The sequence below is a fragment of the Flagellimonas sp. S3867 genome (genome assembly GCF_014698935.1).
Classification (GTDB): domain Bacteria; phylum Bacteroidota; class Bacteroidia; order Flavobacteriales; family Flavobacteriaceae; genus Flagellimonas.
On record NZ_JACVMN010000002.1, the window covers coordinates 205,288 to 223,411 of the forward strand.

Below are 18,124 nucleotides of genomic sequence, written 5' to 3' on the forward strand. Positions count from 1 at the left end.
CAATTACAACTATGTCAGGAGAAACCGATTTATCGACCATATTGTCTAAAATGCAACCCGTTCTTAATGAAGGTGATTATGTTTTTGTGAGCGTGGACCACTCGTATCCTTTGGATATCTCCTTTGTTCATGGCACTTTTAAAGAAAAAGAAGGTACAACTCTCATACTAAAAAGGGAAAAGGCAGATGATTTGGGCCTGAAATACGCCTATGTAGCTTCATGTATTACATTAAACATACACTCGGCGCTAGAAGCTGTTGGTTTTACAGCAGCTATTTCCAATACCCTTGCCAATAATGGAATAAGTTGCAATGTGGTCGCCGCATTTTACCACGACCATATTTTTGTAGACAAACAAGACGCCAATGACGCCATGGAAGTTTTGCTGGGATTAATGAACCTTTACAATCAAAAAAAATGAAACTCTGGGACAAAGGATTTAGTACCGATAAAAAAATAGATCATTTCACCGTAGGTAACGATCGTGAGCTGGATTTGCTTTTGGCCAAATACGATGTGATCGCATCTAAAGCACATGCCAAAATGTTGGGCAAGGTTGGATTGATTTCCGAAGAAGAAACCGAAGAATTGATCAAGGAATTGGACAAAATTGCCCATTGTATCGAGGATGGCGTATTTACAATTGAGGATGATTTTGAGGATATGCACTCCAAAATTGAATTTGTTCTCACCCAAAGACTTGGCGATACCGGCAAAAAAATCCATACTGCAAGGTCTAGAAACGACCAGGTTTTGGTGGCCATGCAACTCTATCTGAAAAATGAGTTGACAGAAATAAAAAATGAGGTCAAATCCCTTTTTGATCTATTACTTGACCTGGCCGAACAACACCAATCCGTTTTGCTGCCTGGCTATACCCATTTACAAATTGCGATGCCTTCTTCTTTTGGACTCTGGTTTTCTGCCTATGCCGAAAGTTTGGTAGATGATCTGTACTTTGTACAGGCAGCCTATAAAATTGCGGATCAAAATCCTTTGGGGAGTGCGGCCGGTTATGGTAGTTCGTTTCCTATTGACAGAAGCTTCACAACGGCCGAAATGGGCTTTGATACTCTAAAATACAATGTTGTCGCGGCCCAGATGGGCCGGGGAAAAGCGGAAAAAGCAACAGCTCTGGGCATATCGAGTATAGCAGCTACCCTATCCAAATTGGCCATGGATATTTGTTTGTATATGAGTCAAAATTTTGACTTTATTTCTTTTCCTGATGAACTAACCACGGGCAGTAGCATTATGCCACACAAGAAAAATCCAGATGTTTTTGAGTTGATTCGGGGAAAATGCAATAAAATTCAGTCCATTCCCAATCAATTGACCCTAATAACCAATAACCTGCCCAGTGGATACCATAGAGATTTGCAATTGGTGAAAGAGGTTATTGTACCCGCAATCCAAGATACCAAAGCCTGTTTAGAAATGATGGTTTTCGGTTTGAAGGAAATCCAAGTGAACACCAAAATTCTAGATGACCCAAAGTATGACTATTTATTTAGTGTGGATACGTTGAACGAATTGGTGAAAAATGGTATGCCGTTCCGGGATGCGTACAAATCTATGGGCAAGGATATTGAGGAGGGTACCTTTACACCTAAAAAAGATATTGACCATTCCCATGAGGGCAGTTTGGGGAATTTATGTTTGGATGAAATCCGAAAAAAAATGGAATGATGAATTTCATCAAAACTGATATTACAGATACAATCCAAAGTTTTAGAGCTAGGTTGTACCGCAGCCTTAAATCTCCAATTGATGCAATGTGGGAGTTACTGTACATTGCATCATCCCAACATTATTTGATATCAAATAATGGAGTAACTATCGGGTATTGCTGCATCGATAGCGAAGAATCATTACTGCAAATATACCTCAAGGATGAATTCCGGTCTAACATGAACAATGTGATACAAGAACTGATTACATCTAAGATGATTGGCTCTGCAAGTCTTAGCACAAATGAGCCCATGGCCTTCAACTCATGTTTGCTGAACGCAAAGTCACAACAAGCAAATACCTTTTGTTTCGAACACAATAACAAGGCTATGGAAATTAATTCCAATCGTAACGTTGAAGCGGTTACATCCAATGATATCCCTACTATTAAATTGTTTTTGAAAGAACAAATAGGCATGGATGATACTTTTGGTTACACGGAAAACCTTGTTTCCAGAAAAGAAATATATCTGGTAAAAGAAGAAGATATAATAGTCGCAACCAGCGAATGTCGAATTAGTGACACTCAACCTGACATAGCCGATTTAGGCATTATTGTAAACCGCTCATTTCAAGGAAAAGGGATTGCCACACAGGTATTGCAACAACAGGTAAACAGAGTTTTAAAATTAGGAAGAAAACCTATTTGCTCTACCACTTTTGATAATAAGGCATCTCAAAGAGCAATTGAAAAAGCAGGGTTTTATTGCTCGAATATCATCTTCGATTTTTCTTTCACCGCTTAAAAAAAAAGATGACTTTAGAAGATTTAGGATACAATACCGATTTCGAAGAATCCCGAAAGAAACAAAATCTAGATTCCTTTGGTGTTGGCAGAGTTATCTTATTACATAGAGATCGGTATACCGTAAAAACCGAATCAAACGAATTTGATTGTGAACTCGTTGGAAATTTAAGATTCACTGTCACTGACAAGAGCGAATTACCTGCTGTTGGAGATTGGGTTTCGATTTCAGAATATGATGATGGCAAAGCCTTGATTCATGCAGTACTTCCGAGGAATTCAATTTTAGAAAGAAAAGCGGTTGGCAAGTCAGGACAAACTCAAGTTATTGCAACAAATATTGATTTTGGACTTATCGTTCAATCCGTCAATAGGGATTTTAATATCAATCGACTCGAGCGATACTTAACTATTTGCAATACCGCTAAAATTGAACCTATTATTCTTCTGAGTAAAATCGATTTAATTAAGAAGCAGAGATTAGAAGAATTGTTAGTTCAAGTACGGGAGAGAATTAAAAATGTCCCCGTAATAGCAATTAGCAATCAATCCAAAATGGGGATTGATGAAATTAACTCCAAGTTGATTAGGGGCAAAACTTATTGCTTATTGGGGTCTTCAGGCGTTGGAAAATCTACACTAATCAACACTATAATTGGAGAAAAGTTGATGGAAACGGGTGTAATTAGTGAGGGTATAGACCGAGGAAAGCATGTAACTACACATAGGGAATTGATTGTTTTTGAAAACGGTGTTCTAATCGACAATCCAGGAATGAGAGAAGTTGGCATAACTGACGCTTCTGATGGATTTGAAATGACATTTGAGGATATATTGAATCTCGCACAAGATTGCAAATACAATGACTGCACTCACAGCAATGAAGATGGGTGTGCAGTATTGACTGCTTTAGAAAATGATACATTAAATTCTGAATTGTACGAGAACTTCCTGAAGATGGAAAAAGAACGAATGCATTTTGAATCGAATGCTCAGGAAAGAAAAAAGAAGGGTAAAGACCTAGGGAAATTGATAAAAAGGATTAAGAAACAAAGAAGAAATAATAAATTCTAAGTTCAACAACGATATGTGCTGGGCATTGCATCCTTAGGGATGCTCTAACAGCGCTCACAAACCAATAAGAGTAACCAAAACCACACTTAATTTTATTGGTTCCTCTGAATGATATACTCCGATACTTTAGGTTACCGTGTAGGCCAAAAAGTACTTCTTTGTGATAATCCTCTTTTTATTAGTAGTTTTCAGTAATGAACGATACGGATTACTTTGCCCATCTCTATGAAATAGCGAGTCACCTTAACAAGGAATTTTCCCTGCATTCTGCGCTTCGTATTTCGTTGGAGAAAATGGTGGAAATTCTTGATATGCGCACGGGTTGGATCTGGCTTACGGAGCCCGATAACAAATCGGTATATTTAGCGGCCACCCATAATCTACCCCCAGCATTAAGTAATCATCCCGAGCGTTTGTCTGGTGGGTGTTATTGCATAAATCAATATCTGTCTGACGATATAGACCAGGCCACAAACATCAGCGAGATTGCTTGTACGAGATTGAAGGATATTAGCTCGGGTACCGAAGGGCTTAAATTTCATGCAACAATTCCTATCATCATTAATAACCAAAAGGTAGGACTCATTAATTTACTTAGTGGAGAAACCCGAAAACTAACCGAAAAGGAGCTAACCATTCTTAACACTGTTAGCGAATTGGTGGGAACCGCAATTCAGCGTACTCGATTGCAACAATCCTTTGGGAACAAAAGTGCAGAATCAAGCTCCAACATGCCTCAAATACTACATCGGGTTTTCGCTCCTAAAATCGAGGCCATTATCTCCTATCTTGAAAGTGCCAAGAGCGATACGGCCAAGGTGACGGAGGCCCACAAAAGAACTGTATCTCTTCAAAAACAATTAAAAATACTGCTCAAGGAAACTGCGCAGTATGAAGAACGTACCTCACAAAATGAGTTAAATTATCCTGAGCTACCTCTTACAAAACGCGAATTGGAAGTACTAACACTCATAAAAAAGGGGCTTACCAATGAACAAATAGGCAATCAACTGTACATCACGGAACGAACCGTGAAATTTCATGTTACCGCAATCCTTTCCAAACTTCATGCGGACAATAGAACAGAAGCGGTGGATATTGCCTTAAAACGTGGGCTTTTTGGTGTCTAAACCGTCATTAAATTTATACCTGTACTTAAGTACAGCTCACTTTCTGTACTTAGGTTCGTTTTACACGTCATTTTCTCTTCTGACCTTTGTAATTCACTAAAACACAAAATATTATGAAAACACGGAATATATATTTAGAACATGCGAACATCACCGTGAATAACCTACAGGAGTCCATAAATTTCTTTCAAACTGCTTTCCCCCATTTTAGGATAAGAGGAGGTGGCAATGAAACAAGGGAATGGGTCCATCTTGGCGATGAAGACACCTACATCGCCATTAATCAAGCCAAGTACAGCGATTTAAAAATTGACAAAAACTATGATAAAATTGGAATAAACCACATCGGTTTTGTAGTCCAGGATGTAGAGGAAATAGCCAATAATTTGCTAAACGCAGGGTACAAACGGGATTTTCCGAAAGAGGTTGAGCAATTTAGAATCCGAGATTACTTTGCCGATACCGATGGAAACCAATTTGAGTTTGTACAATACCTAAGTGAGGTTCCTGAAGAGCGGAACAGCTACCAAAAACAAGTTACAGTATAATCAAAAAGCGAATTACTTGATCATTTTCAAATTCACCACCTCCTGCTCGGTCAAATTGCGCCAATGACCGCGGGGGAGGTCTTTTTTGGTGAGTCCTGCAAAGATTACGCGATCCAATTTGATAACATTGTAGCCCAGATGTTCAAATATGCGTCGCACAATACGGTTTCGTCCGCTGTGTATCTCAATCCCAATCTCTTTTTTGGGAGCGCCCTGTATGTAGCTAACATCATCCACGGTAACATCACCATCGTCCAATTTTATCCCTTCTTGAATTTGTCGTAAATCGGAAAGAACAAGATTTTTATCCAAATGCACATGGTAGATCTTGCGAACGCCGTGTTTGGGATGCGTTAATTTTTTGGTCAAATCACCATCGTTGGTAAAAACCAATAACCCTGTGGTATTACGATCCAAACGACCAACAGGCAGCAATCTGGCATTTGAGGCATTGGATATCAATTCCATCACGGTTCTTCTACCCTTTTCATCACTGGTTGTGGTAATGAAGTTCTTGGGTTTGTTCAGCAAGATGTATTCCTTTTTCTCTGGATTGAGTTTTCTACCATCAAAACGGACATCGTCGTTCAATTTTACCTTGTAACCCATTTCGGTGATCACTTTTCCGTTTACCGAAACACTGCCCGCAGCAATATAGGTGTCTGCTTCCCTTCGGGAACAGATTCCCGCATTGGCCACATAGCGGTTCAATCGAATTTCATCGGGATTTGATTTCCTTACCGGGTTTTGAGGTTTTTTTCGAAATCCTTCTTTTTTAGGGAATGGTTTCTTTGGATTTCTTTTTTGAGAGTTTCCAGAGGGCTTTCTGCCTCTGTTATAGTCTGATTTCGCCATCAGTCATAAATTTTTTGCAAAAGTAGTGGTTTTTAGTTCCCCCAAACATCTTATGAACAATCATTTGCATAGCATTTTTAGTTTAAAATTTCCGAACTTCATTTTCTAATAGCCATACCAACAGAAACCATGTCCATTTTTAGCAGAACAACGCTTCTCTTGCTCACTTTAACCCTTGTTTTTGCCTGCACAAATAGAAAAGAATTGTTTGTCGATTATTCAAATCCTCAAATTGTATATTCAGGTAGAATAGATTCATCACAGGTTAAAGGAGTGGAACTATATTGGTCTGGTAGCTCGATTAAACTCAATTTTGAGGGTGAATCCATTGCTGCATTGATTGAAGATGAAAAAGGGGATAATTATTACAACATCATCATTGATGCCAATGACCCTTTTATTTTTCGTCCTGATACCATTAAACACTACCATCAACTGGCCTCAGGATTGTCAAAAGGAAAGCATACTATCCAAATTTTTAAACGGAATGAATGGGGTAGCGGTAAAACCACCTTCTATGGTTTTCAAATTAAAGAAAATGCTAAAGTATTGCCCAAACCTATTCGCCTTAAAAAGAAGATAGAGTTTTATGGGAACTCGATAACCGCAGGATATGCTGTTGAAGATTTATCCGGAAAAGATTCCCCCGATAGCACATATACCAATAACTACTTAAGTTATGCGGCTATTACTTCCAGACACTTTGATGCGGAATATCAATGTATCTGTACAAGTGGTACCGGCATATTGGTGAGTTGGCATCCTCTAACAATGCCCGAATTGTATGATAGATTGGTTCCCACAGATTCAAACAGTAAATGGGATTTTTCTTTGTACAACCCTGATATTGTAGTGGTCAATTTATTCCAAAATGACTCTTGGCTCGTTAATATGCCAGAATATGAAGAGTTTAAAGTAAGATTTGGCACGGAAACTCCAGATGATGATAAAATTATTGCTGCTTACCAGCAATTTATTACGAACTTAAGACAAAAATATCCCAATGCTAAAATCATATGTTCCTTGGGATGCATGGATGCCACAAAAGAAGGTTCAAAATGGCCAGGTTATATTGAAAAAGCTGTTGCCAACTTAAATGACAAAGCCATTTACACCCATTTTATGCCTTATATAGAAGCTACGGCCCACCCTTCTATTGAAGATCAAGAAGTAATGGCAAATGGCTTGATTAGCTTTATTGAAGAAAACATAGATTGGTAGTTATTTGAAGACGTATTAAAAGAATAATTGGTGCTTATTATTCTCTAAAACAACAGAAATGAATTATTTAAGATTATTTGTAGTACTATCCTTTATCACAGTCATTGGATGTGGTGAACAACAAAAACCTTCCACAGAACACTGGTTTAAAGGAAATTTGCACACACATTCTTATTGGAGTGATGGAGATGAATTTCCTGAAGTAATCATGGACTGGTACAAATCCCATGATTATCAGTTTGTCGCATTGACGGATCATAACACCTTGGCAGAGGGAGATAAATGGAAAGTGGTCTCGCAAGATTCACTTTACCAAAATGGATTCAAAAACTATCTCGACCACTATGGTTCTAATTGGGTTAATTATAAAATTGATTCGTTAAATCAAACACATGTTAAGCTTAAGACTTATGAAGAATACAAAAGTCTATTTGAAGAGCGAGAAAAGTTTTTGATTATCCAATCTGAAGAAATTACAGATCACTTCCAAGGTAAACCCTTGCATATGAATGCCACCAATATTAAAAAGAAAATAGATCCCCAAGGAGGAAATAGCGTGGTGGAAGTTCTTCAAAATAATATAGACGAAGTAATCAAACAACGCGATGAATTGGAAATACCGATGATCGCGCATATAAACCACCCCAATTTTGGCTATGCAATCGGCTTACAGGACATGATAGCATTAAAAAATGAAAAGTATTTTGAGGTGTACAATGGCCATCACATGGTAAATAACTCAGGCGACTCTACTCACATGTCTACCGAAAAAATGTGGGACCTTATCAATATTGCATATGTTGAAAAAAACAAACCGTTAATGTACGGGCTTGCTACTGATGATTCCCATAATTATCATGTTAAAGGTGGTAAATGGAGCAATGCTGGTAGGGGCTGGATTGTAGTAAGGGCAGATTCTCTCAGTTCAAAATCGCTAATAAATGCTATGGAAACGGGAGATTTTTATGCTAGTACCGGAGTTGAACTTAGTAGTTTGATAGTAGATGAAAAAAAGATTTCTATTGAAGTAAACCAAAAAGCAGGTGTAACATACCAAATAACTTTCATCGGATGTAAAAAGGGGAAGGATATCCCAGAAGAATTAACGTCAACTGAAGGATTTAAGGCAAGTTTTGAATTAACCGACGATCTTCTTTTTGTCAGATGTAAAATAACTTCGTCAAAATTACATGAAAACCCTGTTGAGGATTTATTGTACGAAACTGCATGGACACAACCTGTACTTGTAACTATGAGCAAATAGTTAGAAAATTACTCGGGCGTACTATCAATCTTCAAATTCTATTGTAGATTGCCGCTCCCGATTCACATGTAGTTTGGTCACATCAGGTCGGGAATAATGCCCAACCGGGTCAAAGTTTTGACGCTCTTCGTACACACGGTTAAAATCCAAGGTTTCATAGATCAATCCCTCTTTATCCACAACCGGTTCTACAATCCATTCCCCATCCGGGCCTGCAATAGCGGAACCACCATTAGCCAAAACTGGCTGTACTTTCTCTAGGATTTTATCCAAATGTGGAGTTTCTATTGGAAAATCGGATTTGCGCATTAACGAGGAAACTGAAACAACAAAGCTTCGCGATTCCCGGGCAATAAAACGGGTAATATCTTTAGTGTTGTGCAGTCCCCCCGGCCATACGGCCACATGTAAATTTTCACCTTGTCCGTATAAAGCCGTTCTAGGCAACGGCATCCAGTTTTCCCAGCAATTGAGTCCACCAACGGTAAATTGTTTTAACGGATGCACTTGAAGTCCATTTCCATCGCCAGGAGCCCAAGTCAGGCGTTCATCATAAGTTGGTTGCAACTTTCGATGCACCGATTTTATATTCCCACTCGCATCGATATATACCAAAGAACAATACAAACTATGACCTCCACGGTCTTTGGCGCGTTCCATCATTCCCAAATAAATGGCAATCTTATGGGTTTTGGCCAGCTCACATATGGAATCCAATTCTCCGGCTTCAATTTGAATGGAGTTTCGGGCATAGTGTGCATGCAATTCCTTGTTTACTTTCAAGTCCCAGGCGGCTCCTTCGGTATGTGCCAACCAAAATGGATATCCTGGTAAAAATGCTTCGCCAAAAACCACAAGCTCTGCTCCATTGGATGCCGCTTCTTGAATGGTAGATTTAATTTTATCAAGTGTGCCCTGTTTATTCAACCAAACCGGAGCAATTTGCGCCATGGCCACCTTTAAAAGATTTTCCATTATAGAATTCTGTTTAAGACCAAATCAACGTCTATCAATAATATGCTGAAAACACCGGCAACGATGACGAATTTGAGGATATTATGAAGCCAAACATAGTGCTTTTTGCCTTTTGATTTTCCCAACAAAACAATAAAAAGACCCAAAAGAAAAATACACCCATAAAAGTAGATGTACATATATCCGATATCGAAAAAATTGATGAGCAAAAGTGACGGAACCAAGGTTAAAAGAACCAACAGTCCAATTAAAATTTTGGAAAAACGGGGACCATATAAAATCGGAATGGTCTTGTAGTTCTGTGCCAAATCTCCAGCCATATTTTCTAAATCCTTGATCATTTCCCTGGCTAAAATCAATAGGGTCAAAAACATCCCATGGACAAATATGACTTGTTCAAAATTCTGATAGTATACAAAGACCACAAAAAATGGAGCAATGGCCAAGGAAGCGGAAATCAAATTTCCAATAAACGGAATTCGCTTCAACTTGTGGGAGTACAACCAAATTCCGAAAATGTAGGCCGAAAAGAAAAAAACCGCCCTAAAAGAAATATAACTGGCCGCAAAAACCGCTAAAAGGTTGAGTATAAAATAAGTGGTTAATTTAAATCGCTGACTAACCAATCTATCGAGCATACTTTTAGTAGGCTTGTTGATCAAATCCTTTTCGGCATCATAAAAATTATTGATGATATATCCGCTTGCAATGACAAGCGCAGAGGAGGTAACTATGAGAAATAGGTTAAAATCCAAAACCACCTCTCGCAAAGGTAATTTGGGTGACAAAATATATATGGAAGCCAAATACTGGGCAATGGTAATCACCAAAATATTATACCCTCGAACTACGGAAAATAAACTCAACAGCTTAAACAGCAGGAGCCTATTTTTTCTACTAAGCATAATACAGATTTAGAAGTGATAAACCACTTCCAGTTTGTGCCCGTCAAGTGCTTTTTTAGCACGATCAAAGTCTTGGGTGAAGCCCAAGATATAACCTCCGCCACCTGATCCGCAGAGTTTTAGGTAGTAGTCATTGGTTTCGATTCCTTGTCGCCAAAGCTTATGGAATTTTGAAGGAATCATAGGTTTAAAATGATCGAACGCCACATGGGAAAGCTGTTTTAGGTTTCCAAATAGCGATTTAACGTTTCCGTTCAAAAAGTCCTCTACGCAGGCATCGGTATGCTTTACAAATTGGGTCTTGATCATATTTCGGAAACCTTCCTGCTTCATTTTTTCCATAAAAATCTGGACCATTGGTGCTGTTTCACCGGTCATCCCACTATCCAATAAAAAGACAGCTCCCTTGCCCTCTTTATTTTGGGAAGGTATACTTGTTGATTCTATATTGTCTTTGGAATTGATAAGGATTGGTAAGCTCAAATAACTGTTCAAAGGGTCCAATCCCGAGGATTTACCATGGAAGAAGGATTCCATTTTTCCAAAAATCTCCTTGAGTTTCAACAACTTCTCACGGGTCAAATTTTCCAGGACCGTAATTTTATCGGTAGCATACTTGTCGTAAATAGCCGCAACCAGTGCCCCACTACTTCCTATGCCATACCCTTGTGGAATAGAACTGTCAAAATACATTCCCTTGGCAACATCCTTTTCCAAAGCTTCCAAATCGAAAGCAACCAAACCTTGCTCTTCTTTTTCAAGATTGCGTAGGTATTTGGCAAAATCATTTAGACTCTTGTTGGATTCACTAGCTTGATCAGAAAGATTATCATTCGATTTAAGGGCACCTTTAAAAAAGTTGTAGGGAATGGAAAGACCTTTGGAGTCTTTGATGATACCATACTCGCCAAACAGAAGAATTTTGGAATAAAATAAAGGTCCTTTCATGTGTGTTTACTAAAATACGAATAATTTGTGCTGTAATGCCAAACTAACGGCAAACCGTACTGATAATTAGTTGAGCCACTATAATTTTTTGGCTCCACTGCCTATTCGATCGCAAATATAGTGTCCATTCTCGCAATGCGCAACCAATTCATTCTGAATAAATTGAATCGCTTTTTCTTTTACTGACTCTGGATACAACACATGTACATTTGCCCCGGCATCCAAAGTAAAACAAATAGGGACTTTTGTCTCCTTTCTAAAACTCCATATTTTATTGATTATTTCCAAGGTTTCTGGCTTCATCAAAATAAAATATGGCATGCTTGTCATCATCATAGCGTGAAGTGTGAGCGCCTCGCTTTCTACAATCTCAATAAAACCCTCCAGATTTCCTTCGGAAAAAACAGTTTTTAGCTTATCGAGGTTGGCATACGCTTGCTTAAATCGATTTTCCGCATACGGATGATTGTGCATTAAATCATGCCCAACCGTGCTGCTAACTTGTTTTTCACCTTTATGCACTAACAAAATGGTATCGTGAAAATTTTTAAAAACAGCATTCACCTCATATGGATACTGGATTCCAAACAAATCTGAGCTTCCGGAAACACCTGAATGCCCTCCCCATTGAATTATACCTCCTTCAATACTTCTGCAAGCGCTACCTGACCCCAACCGAGCTAAAAAAGAGGCCTTTCTATTGAACAAGTCTTGATCCATTCCAGCATCAAGCTGCCTTTCAATATCCATCAAACATAAAGACAGTGCTGCCATTCCACTGGCGGAAGATGCAATTCCACTGCTATGCGGAAAGGAATTGGATGTTTCTATTTTAAAGTGATAGGATTTTAAGAAAGGTAGATAATCCAAAATACGTTCGAAAAAGACCTCGATTTTTGGCTTAAAGTCCTCCTTGGGTTTTCCATCCAAAAGTAGGTCAAAAGAAAATTGTGAAACGTCCTTTTTTTTCGAATATATCACCTTGGTGGTGGTTGCACAGGCATCCAATGTAAAACTGATAGATGGATTGGCCGGTATTTGATTTTTCCTTTTGCCCCAATATTTGACCAACGCAATGTTGCTCGGCGCTTTCCATGTGACTTTACCTTCTTCCGGCAAGTCGGTATATTGATTTGGAAGAAAGTCTTTTTGAATCATGGGCTAATTCTTTGGGGCAAATATAAATGAAGCCATTGGCATCACATGTAGTGGATACAAATAAATTCTTATTTTAGACGGAGTTGCACCGACCATGAAAAAAAAGAAAGTTGTCAATATTGGAATCGCTGTTGCCGTCTGCCTTTTGATCGGTTTCCTTTCCAGCTTTGCCACCCAAAGTTCGGTCAACGACTGGTACACTACGCTGAACAAACCAAGTTTTAACCCTCCTAATTCCATTTTTGCTCCTATTTGGACCATTTTATATGTTTTGATGGGTGTTTCGGCTGGCATTGTTTGGTCCAAAGGTTTCCATCATGTTTGGGTAAAAACTGCATTGTATCATTTTGGTTTCCAATTACTATTGAATGCGTTATGGAGTATTGTGTTTTTTGGGTTAAAAAGCCCGACTTGGGCACTTTTTGTTATTCTTGCCTTGCTCACTTTGATTATTTTGACCATGAAATGGTTCAAGGTAGTAAGTAAACTGGCTGCATATTTATTGATTCCTTATCTGCTCTGGGTGTGCTTTGCTACGGTATTGAATTACAATATTTGGATGCTGAACTGAAAAGCTCAGCTATTTTTTGCCATTTCAATCATTTTTTGCATAGTTCTTAGGTTACGCGCGGTTGCAACCACCTTTAACTTCCTTTCAATGAGATTGTTGCTTAGTTTGGCTTTTCCGTATCCTGCCTTGCAACATAGGTAAACACAATGGTCAGTGATGACAAAATCCTCATTTTCAAACTTCACTTGAGCAAATTCATTCACCAAATCAGGATTTGGACTGTTTTTAAGCAGTACGAAGTAGAGACTCTTCTTGTCGGGTTCATCAGCAAAAGGGTTTGCGTTTAAAATTTGCTTTAACCCATCAAGTGTCAATACCAACACAGGCACATCGAATCCAAATGCGGATAAAATCGTTTTGTTCATTACTTCTTGAAGTTTCTCTGGACTAAATTCATCACTTTGAAATGCGACATTCCCACTCTGTATATAAGTTTGAACATCATGAAATCCATTTTTTTCCAAGACTTGTCTCAAGTCGGCCATCTTAATTTTCTTTTGTCCTCCAACATTTATTCCTCTTAGAAATGCGATAAAAGATTTCATGTTTTGTTAATTTATCAAATTAGTTTACACGATTTATTTTATTAAATTCAGGCACGCTAAAATAACCACAATGAGTGAATATATCCTAGCCTTAGATCAAGGCACTACCAGTTCAAGAGCTGTGGTTTTTGACAAAAAAGGAACCATAATATCCGTTGCCCAACAAGAATTTACGCAGATTTTCCCTAAACCCGGATGGGTAGAACACGACCCTATTGAGATTTGGGACACCCAAGCGGGAATGGTCTCTGAAGCATTAAGCAAACAAAATTTAACAAGTAAGGAAATTGCGGCCATTGGCATTACCAATCAACGTGAAACCGTGGTGGTATGGGATAAAAACACAGGCGAACCCATTCATAATGCCATTGTTTGGCAAGATAAGAGAACGGCCGACTATTGTGATCAATTGAAAAGTCAGGGTAAATCCCAAATGATCCGTGAGAAGACGGGTTTGGTCATAGATGCTTATTTTTCAGGAACCAAGGTGAAATGGATTCTCGATAATGTCGAAGGGGCCCGAAACAAGGCCGAAGCGGGAGACCTTATCTTGGGAACTATCGATACCTGGCTTATTTGGAAAATGACCAACGGAGCCCTTCATGTTACCGACGTTACCAACGCCTCTCGTTCCTTGATTTTCAATATCAACTCCATGTCGTGGGACAAGGACCTTTTAGAGTTATTTGATATTCCTGAAAGCATGCTTCCCTCCCTACGGCAATCCAGTGAAATTTATGGAAATACTAGTGCAGATTTTGCGGTTTCCGATATTCCAATATCTGGGATTGCTGGGGATCAACAGGCTGCTTTGTTCGGACAAATGTGCACAAAGCAGGGAATGGTCAAAAACACCTATGGAACTGGTTGTTTTATGCTGATGAACATTGGAGAAAAGCCAATTGTTTCCAAAAACAATCTGCTTACCACGGTAGCATGGAAAATAAATGGAAAGACCACATATGCTTTGGAAGGAAGTATTTTTATTGCAGGAGCTGTGGTGCAATGGCTCAGAGATAGTTTAAAAGTAATTGAATCTTCTTCTGATGTTGAAAAATTGGCTACTTCGGTAGAAAGTTCTGATGGTGTTTATTTTGTTCCCGCCTTTGCTGGTTTGGGAGCCCCGCATTGGAATCAACATGCACAAGGAACCATTTTTGGGTTGACGAGGGGAAGTACTGATGCCCATATTGCAAGGGCAGCTTTAGAATCCATTGCCTATCAAACCATGGATGTTTTAAAAGCCATGGAAGCTGATTCCGGTATTTCGGTAAAAGAACTCAGAGTTGACGGTGGCGCTACCGTAAACAATATGCTCATGCAGTTTCAAGCCGATGTTTTAAATACCACAACCGTTCGTCCCAAAATTGTGGAGACAACGGTTATGGGTGCGGCATATTTGGCAGGTTTGGCTGTTGGTTTTTGGAAAAACCCAGAAGAAATTCAGGATATTTGGCAAACCGATACCCGTTTTAACCCTACTCAAGAAAGAGCAACTATTGAAACAGATATCAAAGGATGGTACAGAGCCATTGATGCTTTGGAACATTGGACCAAGAATAACTAAACCAAATTTATATGACTCCTTTTATTGCCGAGATTGTCGGCACTTTTTTGTTGATTTTATTGGGCTGTGGTGTCAACGCCAATGTCTCCTTAAAGAATACATATGGAAATAACTCTGGTTGGATAGTAATTACCACAGGGTGGGCCTTTGCTGTGTATACCGGTGTAGTTGTGGCTGGCCCGTATAGTGGAGCACATATGAACCCTGCTGTTACTATTGGTCTCGCAGTCGCAGGTGAGTTTTCCCTGTTTGACGTTCCCAGTTATATTTTAGCACAATTTATTGGAGCTATGCTTGGTGCATTCTGTGTATGGCTTATGAACAAACCTCAATTTGATTCCACTGAGGATGGGGCTACCAAAAGGGGGGTGTTTTGTACCGCACCTTCCATTTCAAACACCTTTGCCAACATTTTAACAGAGGTTTTAGGAACCTTTGTTTTGGTTTTTGCAGTGCTGTATTTTACCGATGCAGTCTCAACTAAGGACAATACAATTATAGGCCTTGGTTCTTTAGGGGCATTACCAGTAGCCATTATTGTTTGGAGTATTGGTTTATCGTTAGGAGGCACAACAGGATATGCTATTAATCCGGCACGGGATTTAGGACCTCGAATTGTCCACGCTCTGTTACCCATTAAAAATAAAGGCTCAAACGGTTGGGGATATTCTTGGATTCCAATTGTTGGTCCGATATTGGGAGCGTCACTAGCTGCTGTAATTGCTATGGCCCTAAATTGAGTTTACTTGGAGGCAATTGCTTGGGCAGCAATATATGCTCCTGTCCATGCATTTTGAAAATTGAATCCACCTGTAATTGCATCAATATTGATGATTTCACCAGCGAAATAGAGGTTTGGAAATTTTTTACTTTCAAAGGTTTTAAAATTGACTTCCTTTAGGTCAATCCCTCCGGCAGTAACAAATTCTTCTTTAAAAGTACTTTTTCCATCTACATTAAATGTGCATTTGGTCAATTGCCCTGCAAGATTTTGAAGTTGTTGCTTGGTAAGGTCGGCCCATTTCAGGTTTTTTCCAATTCCTGCTGCCTCTACCAAATTGCTCCATAGTCTGCGGGGAATCTCAACTGCTTTGGTCCTTAGAACCGTCTTTTTTGATTCAATGCCCTTTATCTTCTTTAAATAGTTTTCCATAGACCCTGTAGTATAGTCAGGCGTCCAATTAATGTTGATCTTAAATCTATAGTTGTATTTATTCAAAATGGTTGCACCCCATGCAGAAAGTTTCAGAATTGCAGGTCCGCTTAAGCCCCAGTGGGTAATTAATACTGGTCCTTCAGATTTCAGTCCTGGCCCTTCACCTCTTGCGCTTTTGAGCTTGATTTTTATATCTGGGGAGAACATTTTCTTTGATGGAATTTCCACTTCTGCTTGAACACTAATCCCCGGTATGCCCTTTATTCTTTCATCATCAATATTAAAAGTAAATAAAGATGGAACTGGTGGGACGATGATATGTCCCATTTCCTGTAAAATTTTCCAGATTTTAGTGCTGCTCCCAGTCGTTAAAAGCAAGTTAGGGGCAAAATAACGTTTGTTCATGGTAGTGACATGCCACCCTATCCCATTTTCGGCTTTATTTATTTGTTTTACCGAACTGTTCCTAAGCACTTTTATGCCCAAGCGTTCGGTTTCTGCCAAAAAACAGTCAATAATTGATTGTGATGAATCACTTTGTGGAAAAACGCGTCCATCCTCTTCAATTTTTAAAGGAACTCCCCGTTGTTCAAAGAAATCCATAACATCGCCGGGAGCGTGTTTATGGAAAGGACCTAAAAGTTCTTTTTGTCCTCTTGGATAATTGGTTACAAGTTCATTCGCCAAAAACTCGCCATGCGTCACATTACAACGCCCACCTCCAGAAACCTTGACTTTTGAAAGTACGGTTTTCCCTCTTTCAAAAATGGCTATTCTAAGATTGGGTGCTTTTTCTGCCATATGAACCGCCGCGTAAAACCCAGCCGCTCCGCCTCCAACAATTATAACATCATACATTAATGCACACGCTCTGGGTAATTGGTAATTATACCATCCACGCCAAGATCTTTCATCCTTTGGATGTCTTCAGTTTCGTTGACCGTCCATGTGTATATCTTCAAGTTCTCTTCTTGAATTTTGGCCACATTTTCTTCATTCAAGGTTTTAAAATTAGGGTTTATTGCCACAGCTTTCAACTCTTTTGCTACTGCAATGGCCCCAAGCGGGTCTTCTTCTGTTAAAACAGCGATCTTGATGCTATTATTCAACTGACGCATTGCTCGTAATTCGTCCCATTTGAAGCTTGAAATGATGAAATTACCTGCATCCCAACCTCTCTTCTCACTATAATAATTAGTAATGAAGTTCACCCTGTCAGCAGTATTTGCCCCCTTGAGTTCAATGTTCAACGCTGATTGATTGTCTATCAGTTTTAAAACATCTTGTAACAACGGTATTTTATGGTTTCCTTCCAAGGTAAGTTGTTTCATATCCACAACATTGTAGTCTTCAATACTTCCTCCTCCATTGGTTAATCGCTCAACTCTTTCGTCATGAAACACAACAATTTCTCCACTATGAATCTTAAACACGTCAATCTCAATTATGTCTACGCCCAAATCCAAAGCTTTTTGAATGGACGCTAAACTGTTCTCCGTTTCGTGTCCCATTGCACCGCGATGCCCAATGACTAATGTAGTATCCTTCATAGTACAACTAGTTAATAAAAAAGTGGCTATTGCAGCTCCTAGTAGGTTTATTCTTATTTTCATTTTTTTGGTTTGTAATAGTTTCTAAAAATACAATTTGCAAATGAAATTCTCATCTCATAAAAAATGCAACAACATCAATTTTTTAACTTCATTATGTGATTTTGATAATTTTATATA

Annotated in this window: 19 protein-coding genes; 11 read left to right on the top strand and 8 right to left on the bottom strand. The window is 38.9% G+C overall.

Translation table 11 applies throughout. The annotated features are described in order from the left end of the window. Window positions 1-11: 11 nt before the first annotated feature. From IAG46_RS08630 to IAG46_RS08655, 6 genes are all read left to right on the top strand, one after another. Entirely contained in the window at window positions 12-422 is a 411-nt protein-coding gene (locus IAG46_RS08630; RefSeq protein ID WP_190809953.1) for an ACT domain-containing protein, read from the top strand. Beyond that, window positions 419-1,690, top strand: a complete 1,272-nt coding sequence (gene argH / locus IAG46_RS08635) for an argininosuccinate lyase (RefSeq protein WP_190809954.1) — start codon at window positions 419-421, stop codon at window positions 1,688-1,690. Before IAG46_RS08630 ends, argH begins: the two co-directional genes overlap by 4 nt. Further along, window positions 1,687-2,478 (top strand): GNAT family N-acetyltransferase, encoded by a 792-nt coding sequence (locus tag IAG46_RS08640; protein ID WP_223826636.1) that lies wholly within the window; start codon window positions 1,687-1,689, stop codon window positions 2,476-2,478. Before argH ends, IAG46_RS08640 begins: the two co-directional genes overlap by 4 nt. An 8-nt stretch (window positions 2,479-2,486) precedes the next feature. After that, on the top strand, window positions 2,487-3,551 hold the full coding sequence (rsgA, locus tag IAG46_RS08645) for a ribosome small subunit-dependent GTPase A (RefSeq protein WP_190809955.1): 1,065 nt from the start codon (window positions 2,487-2,489) through the stop codon (window positions 3,549-3,551). Window positions 3,552-3,745: 194 nt separating this feature from the next. Then, the gene (locus tag IAG46_RS17770) at window positions 3,746-4,681 is read left to right on the top strand and encodes a LuxR C-terminal-related transcriptional regulator (RefSeq protein WP_190809956.1); all 936 of its coding nucleotides are present in this window, start codon (window positions 3,746-3,748) and stop codon (window positions 4,679-4,681) included. 113 nt (window positions 4,682-4,794) lie between these two features. Continuing rightward, window positions 4,795-5,229, top strand: a complete 435-nt coding sequence (locus tag IAG46_RS08655; protein WP_190809957.1) for a VOC family protein — start codon at window positions 4,795-4,797, stop codon at window positions 5,227-5,229. A 12-nt stretch (window positions 5,230-5,241) separates the two neighbouring features. On the opposite strand, the gene IAG46_RS08660 is transcribed toward IAG46_RS08655, so the two are convergent. Next, window positions 5,242-6,084, bottom strand: coding sequence for a pseudouridine synthase (locus IAG46_RS08660; protein ID WP_190809958.1), 843 nt, complete (start codon window positions 6,082-6,084; stop codon window positions 5,242-5,244). A 129-nt stretch (window positions 6,085-6,213) separates the two neighbouring features. Between IAG46_RS08660 and IAG46_RS08665 the strand changes: the two genes are divergently transcribed. Together IAG46_RS08665 and IAG46_RS08670 are read left to right on the top strand one after the other, a co-directional pair. Beyond that, a complete protein-coding gene (locus IAG46_RS08665) occupies window positions 6,214-7,305 on the top strand; it encodes an SGNH/GDSL hydrolase family protein (RefSeq protein ID WP_190809959.1) in 1,092 nt (363 codons plus the stop codon). Window positions 7,306-7,363: 58 nt separating this feature from the next. Further along, window positions 7,364-8,569 (top strand): histidinol-phosphatase, encoded by a 1,206-nt coding sequence (locus IAG46_RS08670; protein ID WP_190809960.1) that lies wholly within the window; start codon window positions 7,364-7,366, stop codon window positions 8,567-8,569. A 24-nt stretch (window positions 8,570-8,593) separates the two neighbouring features. Here IAG46_RS08670 and IAG46_RS08675 read toward each other — a convergent pair whose 3' ends face one another. The 4 genes from IAG46_RS08675 to IAG46_RS08690 form a co-directional block, all read right to left on the bottom strand. After that, the gene (locus IAG46_RS08675; protein WP_190809961.1) at window positions 8,594-9,544 is read right to left on the bottom strand and encodes a carbon-nitrogen hydrolase family protein; all 951 of its coding nucleotides are present in this window, start codon (window positions 9,542-9,544) and stop codon (window positions 8,594-8,596) included. Then, a complete protein-coding gene (locus IAG46_RS08680; protein ID WP_190809962.1) occupies window positions 9,544-10,449 on the bottom strand; it encodes a geranylgeranylglycerol-phosphate geranylgeranyltransferase in 906 nt (301 codons plus the stop codon). Before IAG46_RS08680 ends, IAG46_RS08675 begins: the two co-directional genes overlap by 1 nt. 9 nt (window positions 10,450-10,458) lie before the next feature. Then, a complete protein-coding gene (locus IAG46_RS08685; protein WP_190809963.1) occupies window positions 10,459-11,397 on the bottom strand; it encodes a mevalonate kinase in 939 nt (312 codons plus the stop codon). A gap of 78 nt (window positions 11,398-11,475) precedes the next feature. Next, window positions 11,476-12,555 carry a diphosphomevalonate/mevalonate 3,5-bisphosphate decarboxylase family protein gene (locus tag IAG46_RS08690; RefSeq protein WP_190809964.1) on the bottom strand — a complete coding sequence of 360 codons (1,080 nt, stop codon included), beginning with the start codon at window positions 12,553-12,555 and terminating at the stop codon, window positions 11,476-11,478. Window positions 12,556-12,649: 94 nt separating this feature from the next. On the opposite strand from IAG46_RS08690, the gene IAG46_RS08695 reads away from it, so the two are divergent. Beyond that, window positions 12,650-13,126, top strand: a complete 477-nt coding sequence (locus IAG46_RS08695; protein ID WP_190809965.1) for a TspO/MBR family protein — start codon at window positions 12,650-12,652, stop codon at window positions 13,124-13,126. A gap of 5 nt (window positions 13,127-13,131) precedes the next feature. Here IAG46_RS08695 and IAG46_RS08700 read toward each other — a convergent pair whose 3' ends face one another. Further along, window positions 13,132-13,671 (bottom strand): DUF1697 domain-containing protein, encoded by a 540-nt coding sequence (locus IAG46_RS08700; RefSeq protein ID WP_190809966.1) that lies wholly within the window; start codon window positions 13,669-13,671, stop codon window positions 13,132-13,134. Window positions 13,672-13,741: 70 nt separating this feature from the next. Between IAG46_RS08700 and glpK the strand changes: the two genes are divergently transcribed. Further along, entirely contained in the window at window positions 13,742-15,238 is a 1,497-nt protein-coding gene (gene glpK / locus IAG46_RS08705; RefSeq protein ID WP_190809967.1) for a glycerol kinase GlpK, read from the top strand. An 11-nt stretch (window positions 15,239-15,249) separates the two neighbouring features. Next, complete coding sequence (locus IAG46_RS08710; RefSeq protein WP_190809968.1) at window positions 15,250-15,978, top strand: MIP/aquaporin family protein; 729 nt, start codon at window positions 15,250-15,252, stop codon at window positions 15,976-15,978. Window positions 15,979-15,980: 2 nt separating this feature from the next. Here the strand turns inward: IAG46_RS08710 and IAG46_RS08715 are convergent, their stop codons facing one another. Both IAG46_RS08715 and IAG46_RS08720 read right to left on the bottom strand, forming a co-directional pair. After that, window positions 15,981-17,252, bottom strand: coding sequence for an NAD(P)/FAD-dependent oxidoreductase (locus IAG46_RS08715; RefSeq protein WP_190809969.1), 1,272 nt, complete (start codon window positions 17,250-17,252; stop codon window positions 15,981-15,983). Further along, the gene (locus tag IAG46_RS08720; RefSeq protein WP_190809970.1) at window positions 17,252-18,007 is read right to left on the bottom strand and encodes a glycerophosphodiester phosphodiesterase family protein; all 756 of its coding nucleotides are present in this window, start codon (window positions 18,005-18,007) and stop codon (window positions 17,252-17,254) included. The genes IAG46_RS08715 and IAG46_RS08720 overlap by 1 nt, the downstream gene beginning before the upstream one ends. Window positions 18,008-18,124: the final 117 nt, after the last annotated feature.